Genomic DNA, 16,773 nt, shown 5'->3' with positions numbered 1-16,773 from the left:
ACCACCCTCGCGCGCTGTTGGCGGCATGTCAATAAGCCATCACCGGCGGCGGCACACGGACCGACCGGCGGACTTGACTCGACAAACGATCAACGGAGACGAGGAGATCTTGGTCAGTTTCCGTTACGAGCTGACGGAAACTGTCCAAGATTGCCGAACATCCGGTGTCGGACGGCTAGCTGCGGGCCGACTCACGTCGTGCCGAGGCCGCGAGCCGCTCGGCGAGTGCGACGACGCGGTCGCGGAGTTCGTCCGGGCGTTCGATGACGAACGGCAGGTCGAGCGCGGCGAGCACGCCGGGCAACCAGTCGAGGCTCTCGGCCCGGATCTCCACGTCCTGCCAGCCTTCGTCCGCGCCCTCTCGCACCTCGGCGATGCTGGCCGGTAGCCGCCTGCGGATCTGCTCGACTGTTCCTTGTATCCGCAGCGACACCGCGTGCGGGTACGGCGCTCGTGCCATCGAGTTGAGAAGGTGCCCGGCCGGATCGTTTCCGGCGGGCGGCTCGAACGAGCCCGGCAGCGGTCTCGCGTCCGCGATGCGGTCGAGTCGAAGGGTTCGTTCCTCGCCGATCTCCGGATCGACCCCGGTGACGTACCACCGGCCGGCATGGTTGACCAGCCCGAACGGATGCAGCACGCGGACGCTGCGCCGGCCGTCGCCCGAGGTGTACTGCACCGAGATCGGCCGGTGATGGCGGACCGCCTCGGCGACGGCGAGCAGTACCTCGGTCTGCGGCGCGGGGAAGTCACCGGGTTCGGCGGTGAAGGCGAGGGACTGGAGTGCGGCGTCCAGTCGGTCCGCCGTCCGTGGCGGCAGGACGCGACGGATCTTCGCGGCGGCTGTCTCGCCCGCCGTGTCCGTTGCCGTCGCCAACCCGGCACGGCGGCCGGCGATCAGGCCGAGGAGGACGGCGAGGGCCTCGTCGTCGTTGAACATCAGCGGCGGCAGGCGATAGCCGGCGGCGAGCCGATACCCGCCGTAGCGACCGCGCACCGACTCGACCGGCAGGTCCAGGTCGACCAGGTGGCTCACGTAGCGCCGCACCGTGCGCGGTTCGACACCGAGGCGCTCGGCAAGCTCGGCCATCGTCCGGACGCCGCCGGACTGCAGGAGCTCCAGCAGTGCGAGTACCTGCGCTGTCGGTCGTGCCACGGTCCGAATTTATCAAAATACTGGCCCAAATCTGTCCAGTATTCGCTCTAGCGTGATCTCGACGGACCCTTAGCGACCGCTTTGAGCAGGGAGAAGACATGGACTTCGTCTCGATCCGCATCATCACCGACGAGATCAACCGCCTGGTCGGCTTCTACGAGAAGATCACCGGCGTGAAGGCGACCTGGGGCAACGAGGACTTCGCCGAATTGCGCACCGCCCACGGCACGCTGGCGATCGGCAGCACCCGCACCGTCGCACTGTTCGCGCCCGGCTCGGCCCGTCCGGCCGACAACCGCAGCGTGATCGTCGAGTTCCGCGTGGAGGACGTCGACGCGCTGTACGAGAAGCTGAAGAGCGTGGTGGACGACTTCGTGAACGAGCCCACGACCATGCCCTGGGGTAACCGAGCCCTGCTTTTCCGCGACCCCGACGGCAACCTGGTCAACTTCTTCACCCCGGTGACTCCGGCCGCGATCGAGAGGTTCAGCCGTTGACCGCTCGGCGCGGCCTTGAGGCCGGCAGCTCCGAGGAGGGACGGGAGGGCGTCGACGCCGAGGCCGGCGGCGTGAGCTGTCGATAGGGTCGGGCAGATGAGTGTCGAGACGGCTCCGCGCCGCCGCCGGTTGGAGCCGGACGCCCGGCGTGGGCAGATCCTGGCCTGCGCGGTCCGGCTGTTCGGCGAACGCCCGTACGCGGAGGTGTCGACCACCGACGTCGCCCGCGAGGCGGGTGTCGCCCGAGGGCTGGTCAACCACTACTTCGGCGCGAAGAAGGACCTCTACCTGGAGGTCGTCCGGGTGATGGTGACCATCCCCGAGGTGGCTGTGGAGCGGCTGCCCAAGGGTGATCTCCGCACCCGGGTGGAGGCCAGCGTCACTTGGTTCCTCGACGTGGTGTCCCGGCACAGCACCTCGTGGCTGGCTGCGGTCACCGCCCGGGGGATGGGCGGCGACGCCGATGTGGAGCGGGTGCTCGCCGAGGCCGAGGAGGTCGCCGCGGACCGGATGCTGGTCGCCGTCGGGCTGGCCGAGGAGGCCGAGAACCACGAGGAGTTGCGGGGGATGGTCCGGGCGTACTGCGGGCTGGCCATCTCGACCGCCCGGGAGTGGCTCCAGCGTGACGCGCTCACCCGCGCCCAGGTGCACCTGCTGCTCACCACCACGCTGCTGACGATCGTGGAGCAGGTCATCCCGCAGGTCATCGCGGGGGAGGGCGTGACGCAGAAGACTCGGCAAACGGCTGGGTGAAATAGGCATACGGCTTATGCTTATTTCGTCGGTGGGGGTACGCCGACTGTCGCGACCCGCGTCACCGAGGAGGAGACATGTCCCCGTCTGCCCTGTCCTACGAGGTCCTGGTCTTGGACGGCCCGGTCCGGGCCGGAGAGCAGCGCATGCCGGACGGCTCGCCCATCCACTTCAATCCGACAGCCACCACCCTGATCTCGGGGGCCGAGGAGGCGCTGCTGGTGGACCCGCCGTTCACCCACGAGCAGATCGCGACGGCGGGAGACTGGATCGAGCGGTCGGGCAGGCGGCTGACGGCCATCTACGCCACCCACGGGCACGGCGATCACTGGTTCGGTGCCCCCGAGCTGGTCAAGCGCTTCCCCGACGCCGTCACCTACGCGACGCCCGGGACCATCGAGGTCATGCACCAGCAGGCCACCGTCGGGCGCCAAGAGGTGTTCGACAAGGTCTTCCCCGGGCTGATCCCGGAGTCGCCCGTCGATGCCATTCCGGTGCCGCCCGGCGGAATCCTGCTCGAAGGCAACGTCGCCCAGCCGGTCGAGACCGGGCACACCGACGGCGACCAGACCACTGTCCTGCACGTGCCGTCGATCGGTCTCGTGGTGGCCGGCGACGTCGTCTACAACGGGGTCCACCAGTACCTGCTGGAAACCGTCAACGGTGGCCTGAGGGAGTGGCTCAAGGCCCTCGACCGCGTCGAGGCCCTCGCGCCCCGGGCGGTCGTCGCCAGCCACAAGAACCGCAACCGCCCCGACGACCCGTCGAGCATCGACGAGACCCGGCGGTACCTGCTGAACGTGGAACGGCTGTTGGCGGAGAAGTCGACGGCCCTTGAGTTCTTCGACGCGATGATGGAGCTCTATCCGGACTGGGTGAACCCGGGACCGCTGTGGTACGGGGCGCTCGGCCTGATCGGAAAGTGACGTGACAATGCCGTCGGTGTCCCCTCCGCCGTGGCCCGCGACCGCGAGATACGGCCTCGAGCCCGCACCAGGCGGCCTCGGGCTCGTCCAGGACCTGCTCAACACGCTCCCGGCCGGCGCACCGCGTCAGCCGGATCTCCTCGACGATCTCGACAGCGCCACGCAGTGGGCGCACGATGTCGCCGCCCGGTGGTCGACGGCCACCGGGCGGCCGGCACCCGACGTGACGCTCGACCCGGCGGGCCTACGGGCGCTGCGGACCTTCCGCGACGAGCTGCGGTACGGGATCGACGCCAGGCTGCACGCCACACCGGAAGCCGGGCCGCCCGAGCCGGCGCCCGCCCCTCGCACCACGGGCGCCACGCTGCGGCTCGACGGCAACGGCTCGGTCCACCTCGATCCCGCCGGGACGGGGGCCGAACTGCTTGTCTCCCTCGTCCTGGCGGAGCTGTTCGCGGCGCACCTCACCGACGTCGGCCGGCGCGTCAAGACCTGCCGCAACCCCCGGTGCCAGGTGGCGTTCTACGACCGCTCCCGTAACAACAGCGGGGTCTGGCACTCCGTCCGCGTCTGCGGCCTTCCGGCGAACCTGCGCGCCCACCGGGCCCGGCAGCGGCAGGCGGACTGACGCGACCGATCAGGCGGCCCGGCGTTCGTCGGTCCGACCGGTGCGCGCCGCCTGGGCGGCCTGACCGGTGCGCGCCGCCGGGGCGGGGTAACGGTCGGCCGCCTGCGCCGGATAGGAATCGGGGCGTACCACCCGCAGCGGCCGGTCCACCTCGTCCGCGCCGAACCGCCAGCGCGACGGCGTCGGCTGCCGCTGCGGTGCCGGTCCGCCAGGGCGCAGACCGGGCCGGGACAGCAGCACGGTGATCAGGTAGCCGACCACCAGGAAGCCGTGGCTGATCAGCCGTTCCCCGCCCACCGATCCGGTGGCCAGGTCGTTGACCGACAGCAGCAGCAACGTGCCGACGAACGCGCTGAGCATCGGCAGCAGCCCGGCGGGCGGGCTGCGACGCAGCGCCACGAACAGGAACCCCGCGCCCACCGCCACGTTCCACGCCGCCGACTCGTGCCACAGGTGCTGGCCGGTGGGGTGCAGGTGGTCAGCGGTGGCGCCCCGGCCCACCTGGGCCAGGCCGAGCACCAACTGCACCGCGCCGAGCAGGCCGAGCGCCGACCGCAGGCCGACGACGAGCGCGGCGCGGCCGGGCAGGCGGGGCCGCCAGCGCGACCGGCGGGCCGACGGCGTGTCACTGGCGCTGGCAGCCGCGTCGCCAGCGGCGCTGCCACCGACGGCGGCCAGGATCGCCGCCGTCCGGTCGGGCACCTCAACCACCAGTCGGGTACGAACCCGACGGGTCAGCGCGGCCGCCGCCGTGAACCAGGCCCGGCAATCGGCGCACCCGTCGAGGTGCCCCTGCACCGCCGTCAGTTCGGCGGCGGTCTCCTCCCCGTCCAGTTGCGCGGACAGGACCTCCCGCCACTGCTCACACCCCATGTACCGGTAGTCGCTCCGGCAGCCGCTCCGGTTCCCGGCGAGAGTGACTGGTTGTGGAATACTCGCCGGATCATGACGCGTTACGGCCTGCTGATCCTGCCCGCCACCAACCGGGTGTACGCCCGCGCCGCCGTCGACCTGACCCAGGCGGAGCTGGAGATCTTCGGCCGCTCGGCGCTGGACGGTCGGATCGGTGAGCTGGACACCGCTGTCGTCGGAGGGGCGTCGTACATCACCTTCACCGGTGACGGGCTGACGGAGCGTGACCTGGCAGTGCTGGGCAACCTCTCCGCCGGGTACGCGTTGTTCGAGATCGTCGGCGAGCTGCTGCGGCCGATCGAGTGGAGCCGGCTGGACCGCTACGACGACGACCTGCTCACCATCCAGAAGTACCCGGGCAAGACCAACGAGCAGTTCACCAAGCTGCTGCTCAACGTCACACTGCTCGCCTCGGACTGGGCCACCGAGATGACCAGCCGCCGGTTCCGGGTGCTCGACCCGCTCTGCGGTCGGGGCACCACCCTCAACCAGGCGCTGATGTACGGCTTCGACGCGGCCGGGATCGAGCGCGACCAGAAGGACGTCGAGGCGTACCGGGCGTTCATCACCACCTGGTTGAAGCAGAAGCGGGTCAAGCACCGGGTGCTGGAGTCGGGGCCGGTGCGGCGGGAACGCAAGGTGGTCGGCCGGCGGGTGCGGATCGAGTTGGCGCCGACCCGCGAGGAGCACACGGCCGGCCAGACCCAACTGCTGGACGTGGTGAACGCCGACACCGCCCGGTCGGCGGAGTTCTTCCGCCCGCAGACCGTGGACCTCGTCGTCGCCGACGCGCCGTACGGCGTGCAGCACGGCAGTCGTACCGCTGGGCAGGGATTGACCCGCGACCCGCTGGCGCTGCTCGCGGACGCCGCCCCGGTCTGGGCGGGGTTGTTGCGCCCCGGCGGTGCGTTGGGGGTCTCCTGGAACACCCACGTCGCCAGCCGGGACGACGCGGCTGCGGCCCTGGCCGACGCCGGCCTGACCGTCGTGGACGAGGAGCCCTACCGCGCGCTGCGGCACCGGGTCGATCAGTCGATCATGCGCGACGTGCTGGTGGCCCGTAAGCCGGCCTGACCGGCCCGCACCTCTCCTACCGGCCTCACCCGTCCGGTCTGTGCCGCATTTCACCTGTTCAGTGGGCAGGTGTGAAAACCACGTCAAGAAAAGGTTCGCCGCCGTCATGGTCGCGTTATGACCCCTGCCGGCCGGCGGGTGGTGGGGCTTTGATTGCCCGGCGCGACCGGAAGGCGGTCGCGACGAACCTTTCCGGTATGAGGAGTCAGCGTGTCTGACGTGGTGTTCGTGGTCCTGACGGTGGCGCTGTTCGCAGCGCTCGCCCTGGTGGTCCGGGCGGTGGAGAAGCTGTGAACGCGGTAAACGCCGTCGGTCTGGTGCTCGCGGTGGTGCTGGGCGCGTTCCTGGTGTTCGCCCTGCTGTTCCCGGAGCGCTTCTGATGACCATGACAACAGCGGGCGTCATCTTCGTGCTGACGCTGGTGGCGGCGATCGTCGCCGTCTACAAGCCGTTCGGCGACTACATGTTCCGGGCGGTCTCCGGCACCAAGCAGTCGCTCATCGAGCGGGGCATCTACCGCCTGGTCGGGGTCAACCCCGCCGCCGAGCAGACCTGGGGCGTGTACGCCCGCAGCGTGCTGGCGTTCTCCGCGGTCTCGCTCCTGTTCCTGTACCTGTTCCAGCGGGTGCAGAACCACCTGTGGCTGTCGCTGGGCTTCGACCCGGTGGTGCCGCACGGCGCGTGGAACACGGCGGTGTCGTTCGTGACGAACACCAACTGGCAGTCGTACTCGGGTGAGTCGACGATGGGTCACCTGGTGCAGATGGCCGGCCTGGCCGTGCAGAACTTCGTCTCGGCGGCGGTCGGCATCGCGGTGGCTGTCGCACTGGTGCGCGGCTTCGCCCGCAGCCGCACCGGGCAGCTCGGCAACTTCTGGGTCGACCTGACCCGGATCGTGCTGCGCATCCTGCTGCCGATCGCGGTGCTCGGCGCGATCGCGCTGATGATCGGCGGGGCGGTGCAGAACCTCTCCGGTGGCACCGACGTGACCACGTTGACCGGCGGCACCCAGACCATCACCGGCGGTCCGGTCGCCAGCCAGGAAGTGATCAAGGAGCTGGGCACCAACGGTGGCGGCTTCTACAACGTCAACAGCGCCCACCCGTTCGAGAACCCGACCGCCTGGACGAACTGGCTGGAGATCTTCCTGATCCTGCTGATCCCGTTCAGCCTGCCCCGGGTGTTCGGCCGGATGGTCGGGCAGAACCGGCAGGGGTACGCCATCGCCGCGGTGATGGGCATCCTCGCCGTCGCCAGCGTCGCCATCACCAACATCTTCGAGCTGGCCGGCCACGGCACGGTGCCGCAGGCGGTCGGTGCGGCGCTGGAGGGCAAGGAGGTGCGGTTCGACGTGTCGAACTCGGCCACCTTCGCCGCCGCCACCACGCTCACCTCGACCGGTGCGGTGAACTCGTTCCACGACTCGTTCACCTCACTCGGCGGCATGATGACGATGGTCAACATGATGCTCGGCGAGGTCGCGCCGGGCGGTACCGGCTCCGGTCTCTACGGCCTGCTCATCCTCGCGGTGATCACGGTCTTCGTGGCCGGGCTGATGGTCGGCCGCACCCCGGAGTACCTGGGCAAGAAGATCGGGTCGCGCGAGATCAAGTTCGCCTCGCTCTACTTCCTGATCACACCCATCCTGGTGCTGGTCGGCACGGCGGCGGCGTTCGCCACCGGCAACAACTCCACGGCGCTCAACGTCGGCCCGCACGGCCTCTCCGAGGTGCTGTACGCGTTCACCTCGGCCAGCAACAACAACGGCTCCGCGTTCGGCGGCATCACCGTCAACACCACCTGGTGGGACACCGCACTCGGGTTGTGCATGCTGCTGGGCCGGTTCCTGCCGCTCATCTTCGTGCTCGCGTTGGCCGGTTCGCTGGCCCGCCAGGCACCCACCCCCGCGTCCGAGGGCACCCTGCCGACCCACCGACCGCTGTTCATCGGCATGGTCGTCGGCGTCACCGTGGTCCTCGTCGCGCTGACCTTCCTGCCCGCGCTCGCGCTCGGCCCGCTGGCAGAGGGGCTCTGACCACCATGAGGAACGAGGACATGTCCGTCACGTCCGCCCCGACAGAGCAGCTCCCCGGCACGCCCGCCACCCAGGGCAACCGGATCGGCGGGGGCCTGCTCGACCCCAAGCAGTTGGTCCGGTCCCTGCCGGACGCGGTACGCAAGCTCAACCCCACCACGTTGTGGCGCAACCCGGTGATGCTGATCGTCGAGGTCGGAGCGGCCTTCACCACCGTCCTGGCGGTGACCGACCCGTCGGTGTTCGCCTGGGCGATCACCATCTGGCTCTGGCTGACAGTGGTCTTCGCCAACCTGGCCGAGGCCGTCGCCGAGGGTCGGGGCAAGGCCCAGGCGGCGACCCTGCGGCAGGCGAAGAAGGACACCATCGCCACCCGACTGATCGACTGGAAGCCGGGTGCCCGGGCCAACACCTACCGCGACGAGGCGGTGCCCGCGCCTGACCTGCGTCAGGGCGACATCGTGCTGGTCGAGGCGGGCGGCATCATCCCCGGCGACGGGGACATCGTCGAGGGCATCGCCAGCGTCGACGAGTCGGCGATCACCGGCGAGTCGGCCCCGGTCATCCGGGAGTCCGGCGGCGACCGCAGCGCGGTCACCGGCGGCACCAAGGTGCTCTCCGACCAGATCATCGTGAAGATCACCCAGAAGCCGGGGGAGAGCTTCATCGACCGGATGATCGCCCTGGTCGAGGGGGCCAACCGGCAGAAGACGCCGAACGAGATCGCGCTGAACATCCTGCTCGCCGCGCTCACGATCATCTTCCTGCTGGCCGTGGTCACCCTCCAGCCCCTGGCGATCTTCTCCAAGGCGTACCAGGCGGCCGCGCCGGACAGCGGGGCGATCACCGGCTCCGGCGTCACCGGTGTCGTGCTCGTCTCGCTGCTGGTCTGCCTGATCCCCACCACCATCGGCGCACTGCTCTCCGCCATCGGCATCGCCGGCATGGACCGCCTCGTCCAGCGCAACGTCCTGGCCATGAGCGGCCGGGCCGTCGAGGCGGCCGGCGACGTCAACACCCTGCTGCTGGACAAGACCGGCACCATCACGCTGGGCAACCGGCAGGCCGCCGAGTTCGTACCGGTCGAGGGGGTCGACGCCGCGACAGTTGCCGACGCCGCGCAGCTGTCCAGCCTGGCCGACGAGACCCCCGAGGGGCGTTCGGTGGTGGTGCTGGCGAAGAACGAGTTCGGGCTGCGCCAGCGGGAGCCCGGCGTGATGCCGCACGCCACCTTCGTGCCGTTCACCGCGCAGACCCGGATGAGCGGCGTCGACCTCACCCCGGACGCCAGCGTGGACGGCGGCGCGTCGGGCACCGGTCGCCGGGTCCGCAAGGGCGCCGCCGCAGCGGTGATGAAGTGGGTACGCGAGAACGGCGGTCACCCGACCGAGCAGGTCGGCGAGATCGTGGACGCGATCAGCGGCACCGGCGGCACCCCGCTGGTGGTCGCCGAGCACGTCGACGGTGAGCCCGCCCGCGCGTTGGGCGTCATCCACCTCAAGGACGTAGTCAAGTCCGGCATGCGGGAGCGGTTCGACGAGATGCGCCGGATGGGCATCCGGACCGTGATGATCACCGGCGACAACCCGCGTACCGCGAAGGCGATCGCCGACGAGGCCGGGGTGGACGACTTCCTGGCCGAGGCGACACCGGAGGACAAGCTCGCGCTGATCAAGCGGGAGCAGGAGGGCGGCCGCTTGGTCGCGATGACCGGTGACGGCACCAACGACGCGCCGGCCCTCGCCCAGGCCGACGTCGGGGTGGCCATGAACACCGGCACGTCGGCCGCCAAGGAGGCCGGCAACATGGTCGACCTCGACTCCGACCCGACCAAGCTGATCGAGATCGTCGAGATCGGCAAGCAGTTGCTGATCACCCGCGGCGCGCTCACCACGTTCAGCATCTCCAACGACATCGCGAAGTACTTCGCGATCATCCCGGCCATGTTCGCCGGCCTCTACCCGAGCCTGGACGCGCTGAACATCATGCGGCTGTCCAGCCCGGAGTCGGCGATCCTGTCCGCCGTCATCTTCAACGCCCTGGTGATCATCGCGCTGATCCCGCTCGCCCTGCGGGGCGTGCGGTACCGGCCGGCCGCCGCGTCGAAGCTGCTCAGCCGCAACCTCCTGGTCTACGGGCTGGGCGGCATCATCGTGCCGTTCATCGGGATCAAGCTCATCGACCTGCTCATCCAGTTCTTCCCGGGGATTTCGTGATGCGCCTACCCACCTGGATCGCCCAACACCTCGCCGCGTTGCGCGCCGTGCTCGTCTTCACGGTGCTGCTCGGCCTGGTCTACCCGTTGGCCCTGGTGGCGCTCGGCCAGCTGCCCGGCCTCAACCACAAGGCCGACGGCTCGCTGATCGTCTCGAACGGAACGACTGTCGGCAGCGCGCTGATCGGCCAGTCCTTCACCGACGCCGACGGCAACCCCGTCCCGCGCTACTTCCAGTCCCGCCCGTCGGCCGCCGGTGACGGCTACGACCCGACCTCCACCTCGGCCAGCAACCTGGGCCCGGAGAGCGTCGTCGACACCATCGCCACCGACCCGGAGGAGTCCAGCGAGAGCCTGCTCACCCAGGTCTGCGGGCGCAGCAAGGCCGTCGGTGAACTCAACGGCGTCGACGGCAGCCGCCCGTACTGCACCGACGACGGGGTGGGTGCCGTGCTCGCGGTCTTCCGCGCGGACGGTCTGACCGGCCCGGTGACCCGGGTGGTCAGCGTCAACCAGGCCGCCCCGGCGACTCCGTTCGTCACCGAGTACCAGGGGGTGACGGTGGAGCCGGCCCAGCCCGGCGAGGACTACGTGGCCGCCGGCGGGGTGGTCACCCCGATCCGGGGCGACGCGCCCGCCGACCCGGCGGTGCCCGCCGACGCGGTCACCGCCAGCGCCAGCGGCCTCGACCCGCAGATCAGCCCGGCGTACGCGGAGTTGCAGGTGAACCGGGTCGCGCGGGAGCGCGGCGCGGACCCGGCGGCGGTTCGCAAGCTGGTCGAGGAGCACACCAGCGGCCGGGCGCTCGGCTTCATGGGGGAGCCCGGCGTGAACGTGTTGGAGCTGAACCTCGCCCTCGACAAGCAGTTCCCCGCACGCTGAGCACCCGCGCCGGTGGGGCCGCGCCGATCGGGCGCGGCCCCACCGGCCGACCTGACCAGGGAGGATGGTCCCCGTGCCACGCGGAGAACTGCGCATCTATCTCGGCGCCGCCCCCGGCGTCGGCAAGACGTACGCCATGTTGGAGGAGGCCCAGCGGCGGGCCGCGCGCGGCACCGACGTGGTGATCGGCTTCGTGGAGACCCACGGTCGGCAGCACACCGCCGCGATGCTCGGCGACCTGGAGCAGGTGCCCCGTCGGGCGATGACCTACCGGGGCGCCGAGTTCACCGAGATGGACCTGGACGCGGTGCTGGCTCGCCGGCCCGAGGTCGCCGTGGTCGACGAGTTGGCGCACACCAACGTGCCCGGGTCCCGGCACGACAAGCGCTGGCAGGACGTCCAGGAGCTGCTCGACGCGGGGATCGACGTGCTGTCCACCGTCAACGTGCAGCACCTGGAGTCGGTCAACGACGTCGTCGCGCAGATCACCGGCACCACCCAGCGGGAGACCGTGCCGGACGAGATCGTCCGCGCCGCCGAACAGGTCGAGCTGGTCGACATGACCCCGGAGGCGCTGCGCCGCCGGATGGCGCACGGCAACATCTACCGACCCGACAAGATCGACGCCGCGTTGGGCAACTACTTCCGGGTCGGCAACCTCACCGCACTGCGCGAGTTGGCGCTGCTCTGGCTGGCCGACAAGGTCGACGAGCAGCTCGACCGCTACCGCAGCCAGCAGGGCATCGCCGCGACCTGGGAGGCCCGGGAACGGGTGGTGGTCGCGCTGACCGGCGGGCCCGAGGGGGAGACGCTGATCCGGCGGGCCGCCCGGGTCGCGGCCCGCAGCAAGGGCGCCGACCTGCTCGCCGTGCACGTGGCCCGCAGCGACGGTCTGGCCGGCGCCGACCCGGCCCAGCTGGCCCGCCAGCGGGTGCTCGTGGAGAGCCTGGGCGGCACGTACCACCAGGTGCTCGGCACCGACGTGCCGGCCGCGTTGCTGGACTTCGCCCAGGGTGTGAACGCCACCCAACTGGTGCTCGGCGCCAGCCGGCGGGGCCGCCTCGCGCAGATCTTCGCCCGGGGCGTCGGAGTGACCACCACCGCCCTGTCCGGCTCGATCGACGTGCACCTGGTCACCCACAAGCAGGCCGGCAAGGGCCGCCGGGCGGCGGCAGTGCCGGCGGCGTTGTCCCGCCGCCGCCGACTGCTCGGCTTCGGCCTCGCGGTGCTGGGCATGCCGCTGCTCACGGTGCTGCTGCGGACCCTGCCCGACCTGACGCTGACAAACGACATCCTGCTGTTCCTCGCCGGGGTGGTCGGGGTCGCGCTGGTCGGCGGGGTGTGGCCGGCCCTGGTCGCCGCGCTCGGCGGAAGCCTGCTGCTCAACTGGTTCTTCACCCCGCCCTTCAAGACGCTGACCATCGCCGAGGCGGACAACCTGCTCGCCCTGGCCGTCTTCGTCGGGGTGGCCCTGGCGGTGAGCTGGATCGTCGACGTGGCCGCCCGGCGTACCCGGGAGGCCGCGCGGGCCGCCGCGGACGCGCAGACCCTCGCCGCCGTCGCCGGTGGTGTGCTGCGCGGCGAACGTCCCCTGCCCGCCCTCCTGGACCAGCTCCGGGAGACCTTCGGGCTGCGCGCGGTGAGCGTGCTGGAGCTGGCCGAGGAGGCGAGCGGGCGTCCGGAGCGGGCCCGCGAAGAGCACGCCTGGTGTGTGGTGGCCAGCGTCGGTGAGCAGCCGGCCTGCACCCCCGACGGCGGCGAGACGGCGGTACCCGTCGACGACCGGATCACCGTGGTGCTCAGCGGCCGGCGGTTGGAGGCCGCCGACCGGCGGATCGTCGAGGCGTTCGCCGCCCAGGCCGCCGTCGCGCTGCGCCAGGAACGGCTCGCCGAGGAGGCCGCGACCGCCCGGCCGCTCGCCGCCGCCGACCGGATGCGCACCGCGCTGCTCGCCGCGGTCAGCCACGACCTGCGTACGCCGCTGGCGTCCGCGAAGGCGGCAGTGACCAGCCTGCGCAGCCACGACATCGAGTTCGACGAGGCCGACCGCGAGGAGTTGCTGGAGACCGCCGAGGAGTCGCTGGACCGGCTCGCCCGGCTGGTCGCGAACCTGCTGGACATGAGCCGGCTCCAGGCGGGTGTGCTGGGCATCTCGGCGACCGCCGTCGGCCTGGAGGACGCCGTACCCCTGGCGCTTGACGAACTTGGCCCGGCGGCCGCGACCGTCGGCACGGACATCCCGGCCGACCTGCCGGCGGCCACCGCCGACCCGGGCCTGCTGGAACGGGTGCTGGTCAACGTGGTCGCCAACGCGCTGCGCTACAGCCCACCCGACCAGCCGCCGGTGATCACCGCCAGCGCGCACGCCGGTCAGGTGGAGCTGCGGGTGATCGACCGGGGGCCAGGCATCCCGGAGGACCAGTGGGAGCACGTCTTCCTGCCGTTCCAGCGCCTCGGTGACCGGGACAACCAGACCGGTGTCGGTCTCGGTCTCGCCCTGTCCCGGGGGTTGGCCGAGGCGATGGGTGGCAGCATCACCCCGGAGACCACCCCCGGTGGTGGGCTCACCATGGTGCTGCGGCTGCCGGCTGCCGCGCAGACCAGTTCGGAGGGGCCACCGGAATGACGCGCATCCTGGTCGTCGACGACGAACCGCAGATCCTGCGCGCCCTGCGGATCAACCTGCGGGCCCGCCGGTACGACGTGGACGTCGCCGGCACCGGGGCCGCCGCGTTGAAGGCCGCCGCCAGCCACCCACCCGACCTGGTGGTGCTCGACCTCGGCCTGCCCGACATCGACGGTGTGGAGGTGATCCGGGGCCTGCGCGGGTGGACCTCCGTGCCGATCATCGTGCTCTCCGGCCGGGCCGGCAGCGAGGACAAGGTGGCGGCGCTGGACGCGGGTGCGGACGACTACGTCACCAAGCCGTTCGGGGTCGAGGAGTTGCTGGCCCGCATCCGCGCGGTGACCCGCCGCCTCGGCGCGCCCAGCGAGGCGGTGCCGGCGTTGCGGATCGGTCAGCACACCGTCGACCTGGCCGACCACAGCGTGCGCAGGGACGACGGCACCGAGGTCAAGCTGACCCCCACCCAGTGGAGCGTGCTGGAGAAGCTGCTGCGGCACCCCGGCAAGCTGGTCAGCCAACGGCAGCTCCTGCAGGACGTGTGGGGGCCGGAGTACCAGAACGAGACCAACTACCTGCGGCAGTACCTGGCCCAGCTGCGGCGCAAGCTGGAGGACGACCCGGCCCGCCCCCGGCACCTCATCACCGAGCCGGGAATGGGCTACCGCTACCGCCCTTGAACCGTTGACACCCGCCGGCAGAGATTGAAGAATTTCGCTAGCAGCGGCAGCGGCGTGCTTCTGTAACCGTCCCCTCCGGTTACCCCTCGGGAGTTCGCCGTGTCAGTGCCCCTGTCCCGCCGCCGTCTGCTGACCGCCGGCGGCGCCGGCCTCGTCCTGGCCGGTCTCTCCGACCCGTTCCGGGCCGGTCCCGCCCGCGCCGCCGTCACCACCGCCGACCTGGTCGTCTACGGCGCCACCTCCGGTGGGCTGGCCGCCGCGATCACCATGCGTCGGCTCGGCCACACCGCCGTGGTGGTGGAGCCCACCAGCCACGTCGGTGGGCTGAGCACCGCCGGGCTGGGCGCCACCGACACCGGGGTCCAGGCGTCCATCGGTGGGCTGGCCGCCGAGTTCTACCGCCGGGTGTACGTCAAGTACCACGGCGGCACCCTCACGCCGACGTCGCCGCTGCGGATGACCTTCGAACCGCGCGTCGCCGCAGCCGTCTTCGCCGAGATGCTGGCCGAGGCCGGCGTCCCCGTGGTCGTCGGCGCGCGGCTGTCCAGCCTCGGCCGCAGCGGCAACCGGATCACGGAGCTGCGCACCGAGGACGGGTCGATCTATCGGGGCGGGGTGTTCGTGGACGCCAGCTACGAGGGCGACCTGCTGGCCATGGCCGGGGTGGGGTTCACCGTCGGGCGGGAGTCCAACGACACCTACGGCGAGACGATCAACGGGGTGCAGTCCCGCAACACCCACCAGTTCGTCTACCCGGTCGACCCGTACGTGACGGCCGGCTCGCCCGCCAGCGGCCTGCTGCCGGGCATCTCCACCACCCCGCTCGCCCCGCAGGGCAGCGGCGACGACCGGATCCAGGCGTACTGCTTCCGGATGTGCCTCACCCAGGCGGCCAACCGGATCCCGTTCGGCAGGCCGTCCGACTACGACCCGATCCGGTACGAGCTGCAGCTGCGCCACATCCAGGCCGGCTTCACCGGGCCGTACTTCACCACCCACTCGATCGGCGGCGGAAAGACCGACTCCAACAACAACGGCGCGGTGTCCACCGACCACATCGGCTTCAACCACGCGTACCCGACGGCGACCTGGGCGGCGCGGGAGAGCATCATCGCCGAGCACCGCAGCTACCAGCAGGGGATGATGTGGTTCCTGGCCAACGATCCCCGGTTGCCGGCATCGGTGCGTGAGTCGACCGCCCGGTGGGGGCTGCCGGCCGACGAGTTCACCGGCACGGGCGGCTGGCCGCCGCTGCTCTACATCCGGGAGGCCCGCCGGATGGTCTCCGCGTACGTGATGACCGAGGCTGACTGCCGGGGCCGGGTACGGGCCACCGACTCGGTGGGCCTGGCCAGCTACACGATGGACTCGCACAACTGTCAGCGGGTGGTTGTCGACGGCCGGGTGCGCAACGAGGGGGACGTGCAGATCGGGGTGCCGTCGCCGTACCCGGTCAGCTACCGGGCGATCGTGCCGCACCAGGCCCAGTGCGCCAACCTGCTGGTGCCGGTCTGCCTGTCGGCGAGCCACATCGCGTACGGCTCGATCCGGATGGAGCCGGTGTTCATGATCCTCGGGCAGGCCGCCGCCACGGCGGCGTCGTTGGCGCTCGCCGGGAACCTCGCCGTGCAGGCGGTGTCGGTGCCCGCCCTCCAGGCCCGGCTGCGCCAGGACGGCGCGGTGCTGGAATGGGGATCGACCAGCGAGGTGATCCTGGACAACGCGGCGGCCGGCGGGATCACCCGGGCCGGGACGTGGCTGCGCAGCACCAGCATCGGTGGCTACTACGGCCCGGACTACGAGCACGACGGCAACACCGCCAAGGGCGTCAACCGACTGCGGTTCCGCCCGACGCTGCCCGCCTCCGGGTCGTGGACCGTGCAGCTGCGCTGGACCGCCGACCCCAACCGGGCCAGCAATGTGCCGGTCGACATCGCGTACTCCGGCGGGGTGGCCACCCGGACCGTCGACCAGCGGCAGTCCGGGGGCCAGTGGGTGCCGCTGGGCACCTACCCGTTCACGGCGGGCACCGACGGGAGCGTGCTGATCCGTACCGAGGACACCGACGGCCACGTCATCGCCGACGCGGTGCGCTTCGTCCGCGCCTGACCGATCGGGCCGGCGGCGGTCGTCGGGCGGGCGGCGGTCGTCGGGCCCAGCGGTGGTGCCACCAGCAACGGGTCGACCTGGATCACGTCGATGCCGAGCGGGCGCAGCATGCCGCGCAGCGCCGACTCGCACAGCTCCTCCCACTGCTGGTCCGCGCCCATCGCGGTGACCAGCAGCTCGGGCCGGGTGAAGGCGATGCCCATCCGCTGCCCCTGCGGAGAGCGGCCGGTCCGTACCGTCCGCACCATTCGTCCCGGGAGGTCACGCACCGGAACGGCGTAGATTA

At 71.2% G+C, this 16,773-nt stretch carries 15 protein-coding genes; 12 read left to right on the top strand and 3 right to left on the bottom strand.

Going from position 1 to position 16,773, the window contains the following annotated elements; genetic code table 11:
• Window positions 1-175: 175 nt before the first annotated feature.
• Complete coding sequence (locus IF22_RS0106545; RefSeq protein ID WP_030329511.1) at window positions 176-1,153, bottom strand: helix-turn-helix transcriptional regulator; 978 nt, start codon at window positions 1,151-1,153, stop codon at window positions 176-178.
• Window positions 1,154-1,251: 98 nt separating this feature from the next.
• Here IF22_RS0106545 and IF22_RS0106540 point away from each other — a divergent pair, with 98 nt between their 5' ends.
• The 4 genes from IF22_RS0106540 to IF22_RS0106525 all read left to right on the top strand — a co-directional run bounded on the left by IF22_RS0106540 (window position 1,252) and on the right by IF22_RS0106525 (window position 3,957).
• Window positions 1,252-1,650: a VOC family protein gene (locus IF22_RS0106540; protein ID WP_030329509.1), complete on the top strand. Its 399-nt coding sequence runs from the start codon at window positions 1,252-1,254 to the stop codon at window positions 1,648-1,650.
• Between the two features lie 96 nt (window positions 1,651-1,746).
• The gene (locus IF22_RS0106535) at window positions 1,747-2,403 is read left to right on the top strand and encodes a TetR/AcrR family transcriptional regulator (RefSeq protein ID WP_030329507.1); all 657 of its coding nucleotides are present in this window, start codon (window positions 1,747-1,749) and stop codon (window positions 2,401-2,403) included.
• Between the two features lie 77 nt (window positions 2,404-2,480).
• The gene (locus IF22_RS0106530) at window positions 2,481-3,329 is read left to right on the top strand and encodes an MBL fold metallo-hydrolase (RefSeq protein ID WP_030329505.1); all 849 of its coding nucleotides are present in this window, start codon (window positions 2,481-2,483) and stop codon (window positions 3,327-3,329) included.
• 7 nt (window positions 3,330-3,336) lie between these two features.
• A complete protein-coding gene (locus tag IF22_RS0106525) occupies window positions 3,337-3,957 on the top strand; it encodes a CGNR zinc finger domain-containing protein (protein WP_030329503.1) in 621 nt (206 codons plus the stop codon).
• Window positions 3,958-3,966: 9 nt separating this feature from the next.
• On the opposite strand, the gene IF22_RS0106520 is transcribed toward IF22_RS0106525, so the two are convergent.
• Complete coding sequence (locus tag IF22_RS0106520) at window positions 3,967-4,830, bottom strand: zf-HC2 domain-containing protein (RefSeq protein WP_051708220.1); 864 nt, start codon at window positions 4,828-4,830, stop codon at window positions 3,967-3,969.
• 72 nt (window positions 4,831-4,902) lie between these two features.
• Here IF22_RS0106520 and IF22_RS0106515 point away from each other — a divergent pair, with 72 nt between their 5' ends.
• The 8 genes from IF22_RS0106515 to IF22_RS0106475 all read left to right on the top strand — a co-directional run bounded on the left by IF22_RS0106515 (window position 4,903) and on the right by IF22_RS0106475 (window position 16,487).
• Complete coding sequence (locus IF22_RS0106515; RefSeq protein ID WP_030329501.1) at window positions 4,903-5,943, top strand: TRM11 family SAM-dependent methyltransferase; 1,041 nt, start codon at window positions 4,903-4,905, stop codon at window positions 5,941-5,943.
• Window positions 5,944-6,233: 290 nt separating this feature from the next.
• A complete protein-coding gene (gene kdpF, locus IF22_RS32890; RefSeq protein WP_036410889.1) occupies window positions 6,234-6,323 on the top strand; it encodes a K(+)-transporting ATPase subunit F in 90 nt (29 codons plus the stop codon).
• The gene (kdpA, locus tag IF22_RS0106500; protein WP_030329498.1) at window positions 6,323-7,978 is read left to right on the top strand and encodes a potassium-transporting ATPase subunit KdpA; all 1,656 of its coding nucleotides are present in this window, start codon (window positions 6,323-6,325) and stop codon (window positions 7,976-7,978) included. Before kdpF ends, kdpA begins: the two co-directional genes overlap by 1 nt.
• Before the next feature lie 20 nt (window positions 7,979-7,998).
• The gene (kdpB, locus tag IF22_RS0106495; protein WP_030329496.1) at window positions 7,999-10,194 is read left to right on the top strand and encodes a potassium-transporting ATPase subunit KdpB; all 2,196 of its coding nucleotides are present in this window, start codon (window positions 7,999-8,001) and stop codon (window positions 10,192-10,194) included.
• Entirely contained in the window at window positions 10,194-11,075 is an 882-nt protein-coding gene (locus IF22_RS0106490; protein WP_030329494.1) for a potassium-transporting ATPase subunit C, read from the top strand. The genes kdpB and IF22_RS0106490 overlap by 1 nt, the downstream gene beginning before the upstream one ends.
• Window positions 11,076-11,148: 73 nt before the next feature.
• Window positions 11,149-13,701, top strand: a complete 2,553-nt coding sequence (locus IF22_RS0106485) for a sensor histidine kinase (RefSeq protein WP_030329492.1) — start codon at window positions 11,149-11,151, stop codon at window positions 13,699-13,701.
• On the top strand, window positions 13,698-14,378 hold the full coding sequence (locus tag IF22_RS0106480) for a response regulator (RefSeq protein WP_030329491.1): 681 nt from the start codon (window positions 13,698-13,700) through the stop codon (window positions 14,376-14,378). Before IF22_RS0106485 ends, IF22_RS0106480 begins: the two co-directional genes overlap by 4 nt.
• A gap of 99 nt (window positions 14,379-14,477) precedes the next feature.
• A complete protein-coding gene (locus tag IF22_RS0106475) occupies window positions 14,478-16,487 on the top strand; it encodes an FAD-dependent oxidoreductase (protein ID WP_030329489.1) in 2,010 nt (669 codons plus the stop codon).
• Here IF22_RS0106475 and IF22_RS35605 read toward each other — a convergent pair.
• Complete coding sequence (locus IF22_RS35605; RefSeq protein WP_209444499.1) at window positions 16,388-16,756, bottom strand: SAV_915 family protein; 369 nt, start codon at window positions 16,754-16,756, stop codon at window positions 16,388-16,390. The genes IF22_RS0106475 and IF22_RS35605 overlap by 100 nt on opposite strands.
• Window positions 16,757-16,773 lie beyond the last annotated feature (17 nt).

It is taken from the genome of Micromonospora parva (assembly GCF_000718515.1).
Taxonomy (GTDB): Bacteria; Actinomycetota; Actinomycetes; order Mycobacteriales; family Micromonosporaceae; genus Micromonospora; species Micromonospora parva.
This window is presented reverse-complemented; position numbering and strand designations above follow the sequence as displayed.

Coding starts and splice junctions, on each gene's coding strand:
- IF22_RS0106540 (WP_030329509.1), top strand. CDS start 1,252: ATGGACTTCGTCTCGATCCGCATCATCACCGACGAGATCAACCGCCTG.
- IF22_RS0106535 (WP_030329507.1), top strand. CDS start 1,747: ATGAGTGTCGAGACGGCTCCGCGCCGCCGCCGGTTGGAGCCGGACGCC.
- IF22_RS0106530 (WP_030329505.1), top strand. CDS start 2,481: ATGTCCCCGTCTGCCCTGTCCTACGAGGTCCTGGTCTTGGACGGCCCG.
- IF22_RS0106525 (WP_030329503.1), top strand. CDS start 3,337: ATGCCGTCGGTGTCCCCTCCGCCGTGGCCCGCGACCGCGAGATACGGC.
- IF22_RS0106520 (WP_051708220.1), bottom strand. CDS start 4,830: ATGGGGTGTGAGCAGTGGCGGGAGGTCCTGTCCGCGCAACTGGACGGG.
- IF22_RS0106515 (WP_030329501.1), top strand. CDS start 4,903: ATGACGCGTTACGGCCTGCTGATCCTGCCCGCCACCAACCGGGTGTAC.
- kdpA (WP_030329498.1), top strand. CDS start 6,323: ATGACCATGACAACAGCGGGCGTCATCTTCGTGCTGACGCTGGTGGCG.
- kdpB (WP_030329496.1), top strand. CDS start 7,999: ATGTCCGTCACGTCCGCCCCGACAGAGCAGCTCCCCGGCACGCCCGCC.
- IF22_RS0106490 (WP_030329494.1), top strand. CDS start 10,194: ATGCGCCTACCCACCTGGATCGCCCAACACCTCGCCGCGTTGCGCGCC.
- IF22_RS0106480 (WP_030329491.1), top strand. CDS start 13,698: ATGACGCGCATCCTGGTCGTCGACGACGAACCGCAGATCCTGCGCGCC.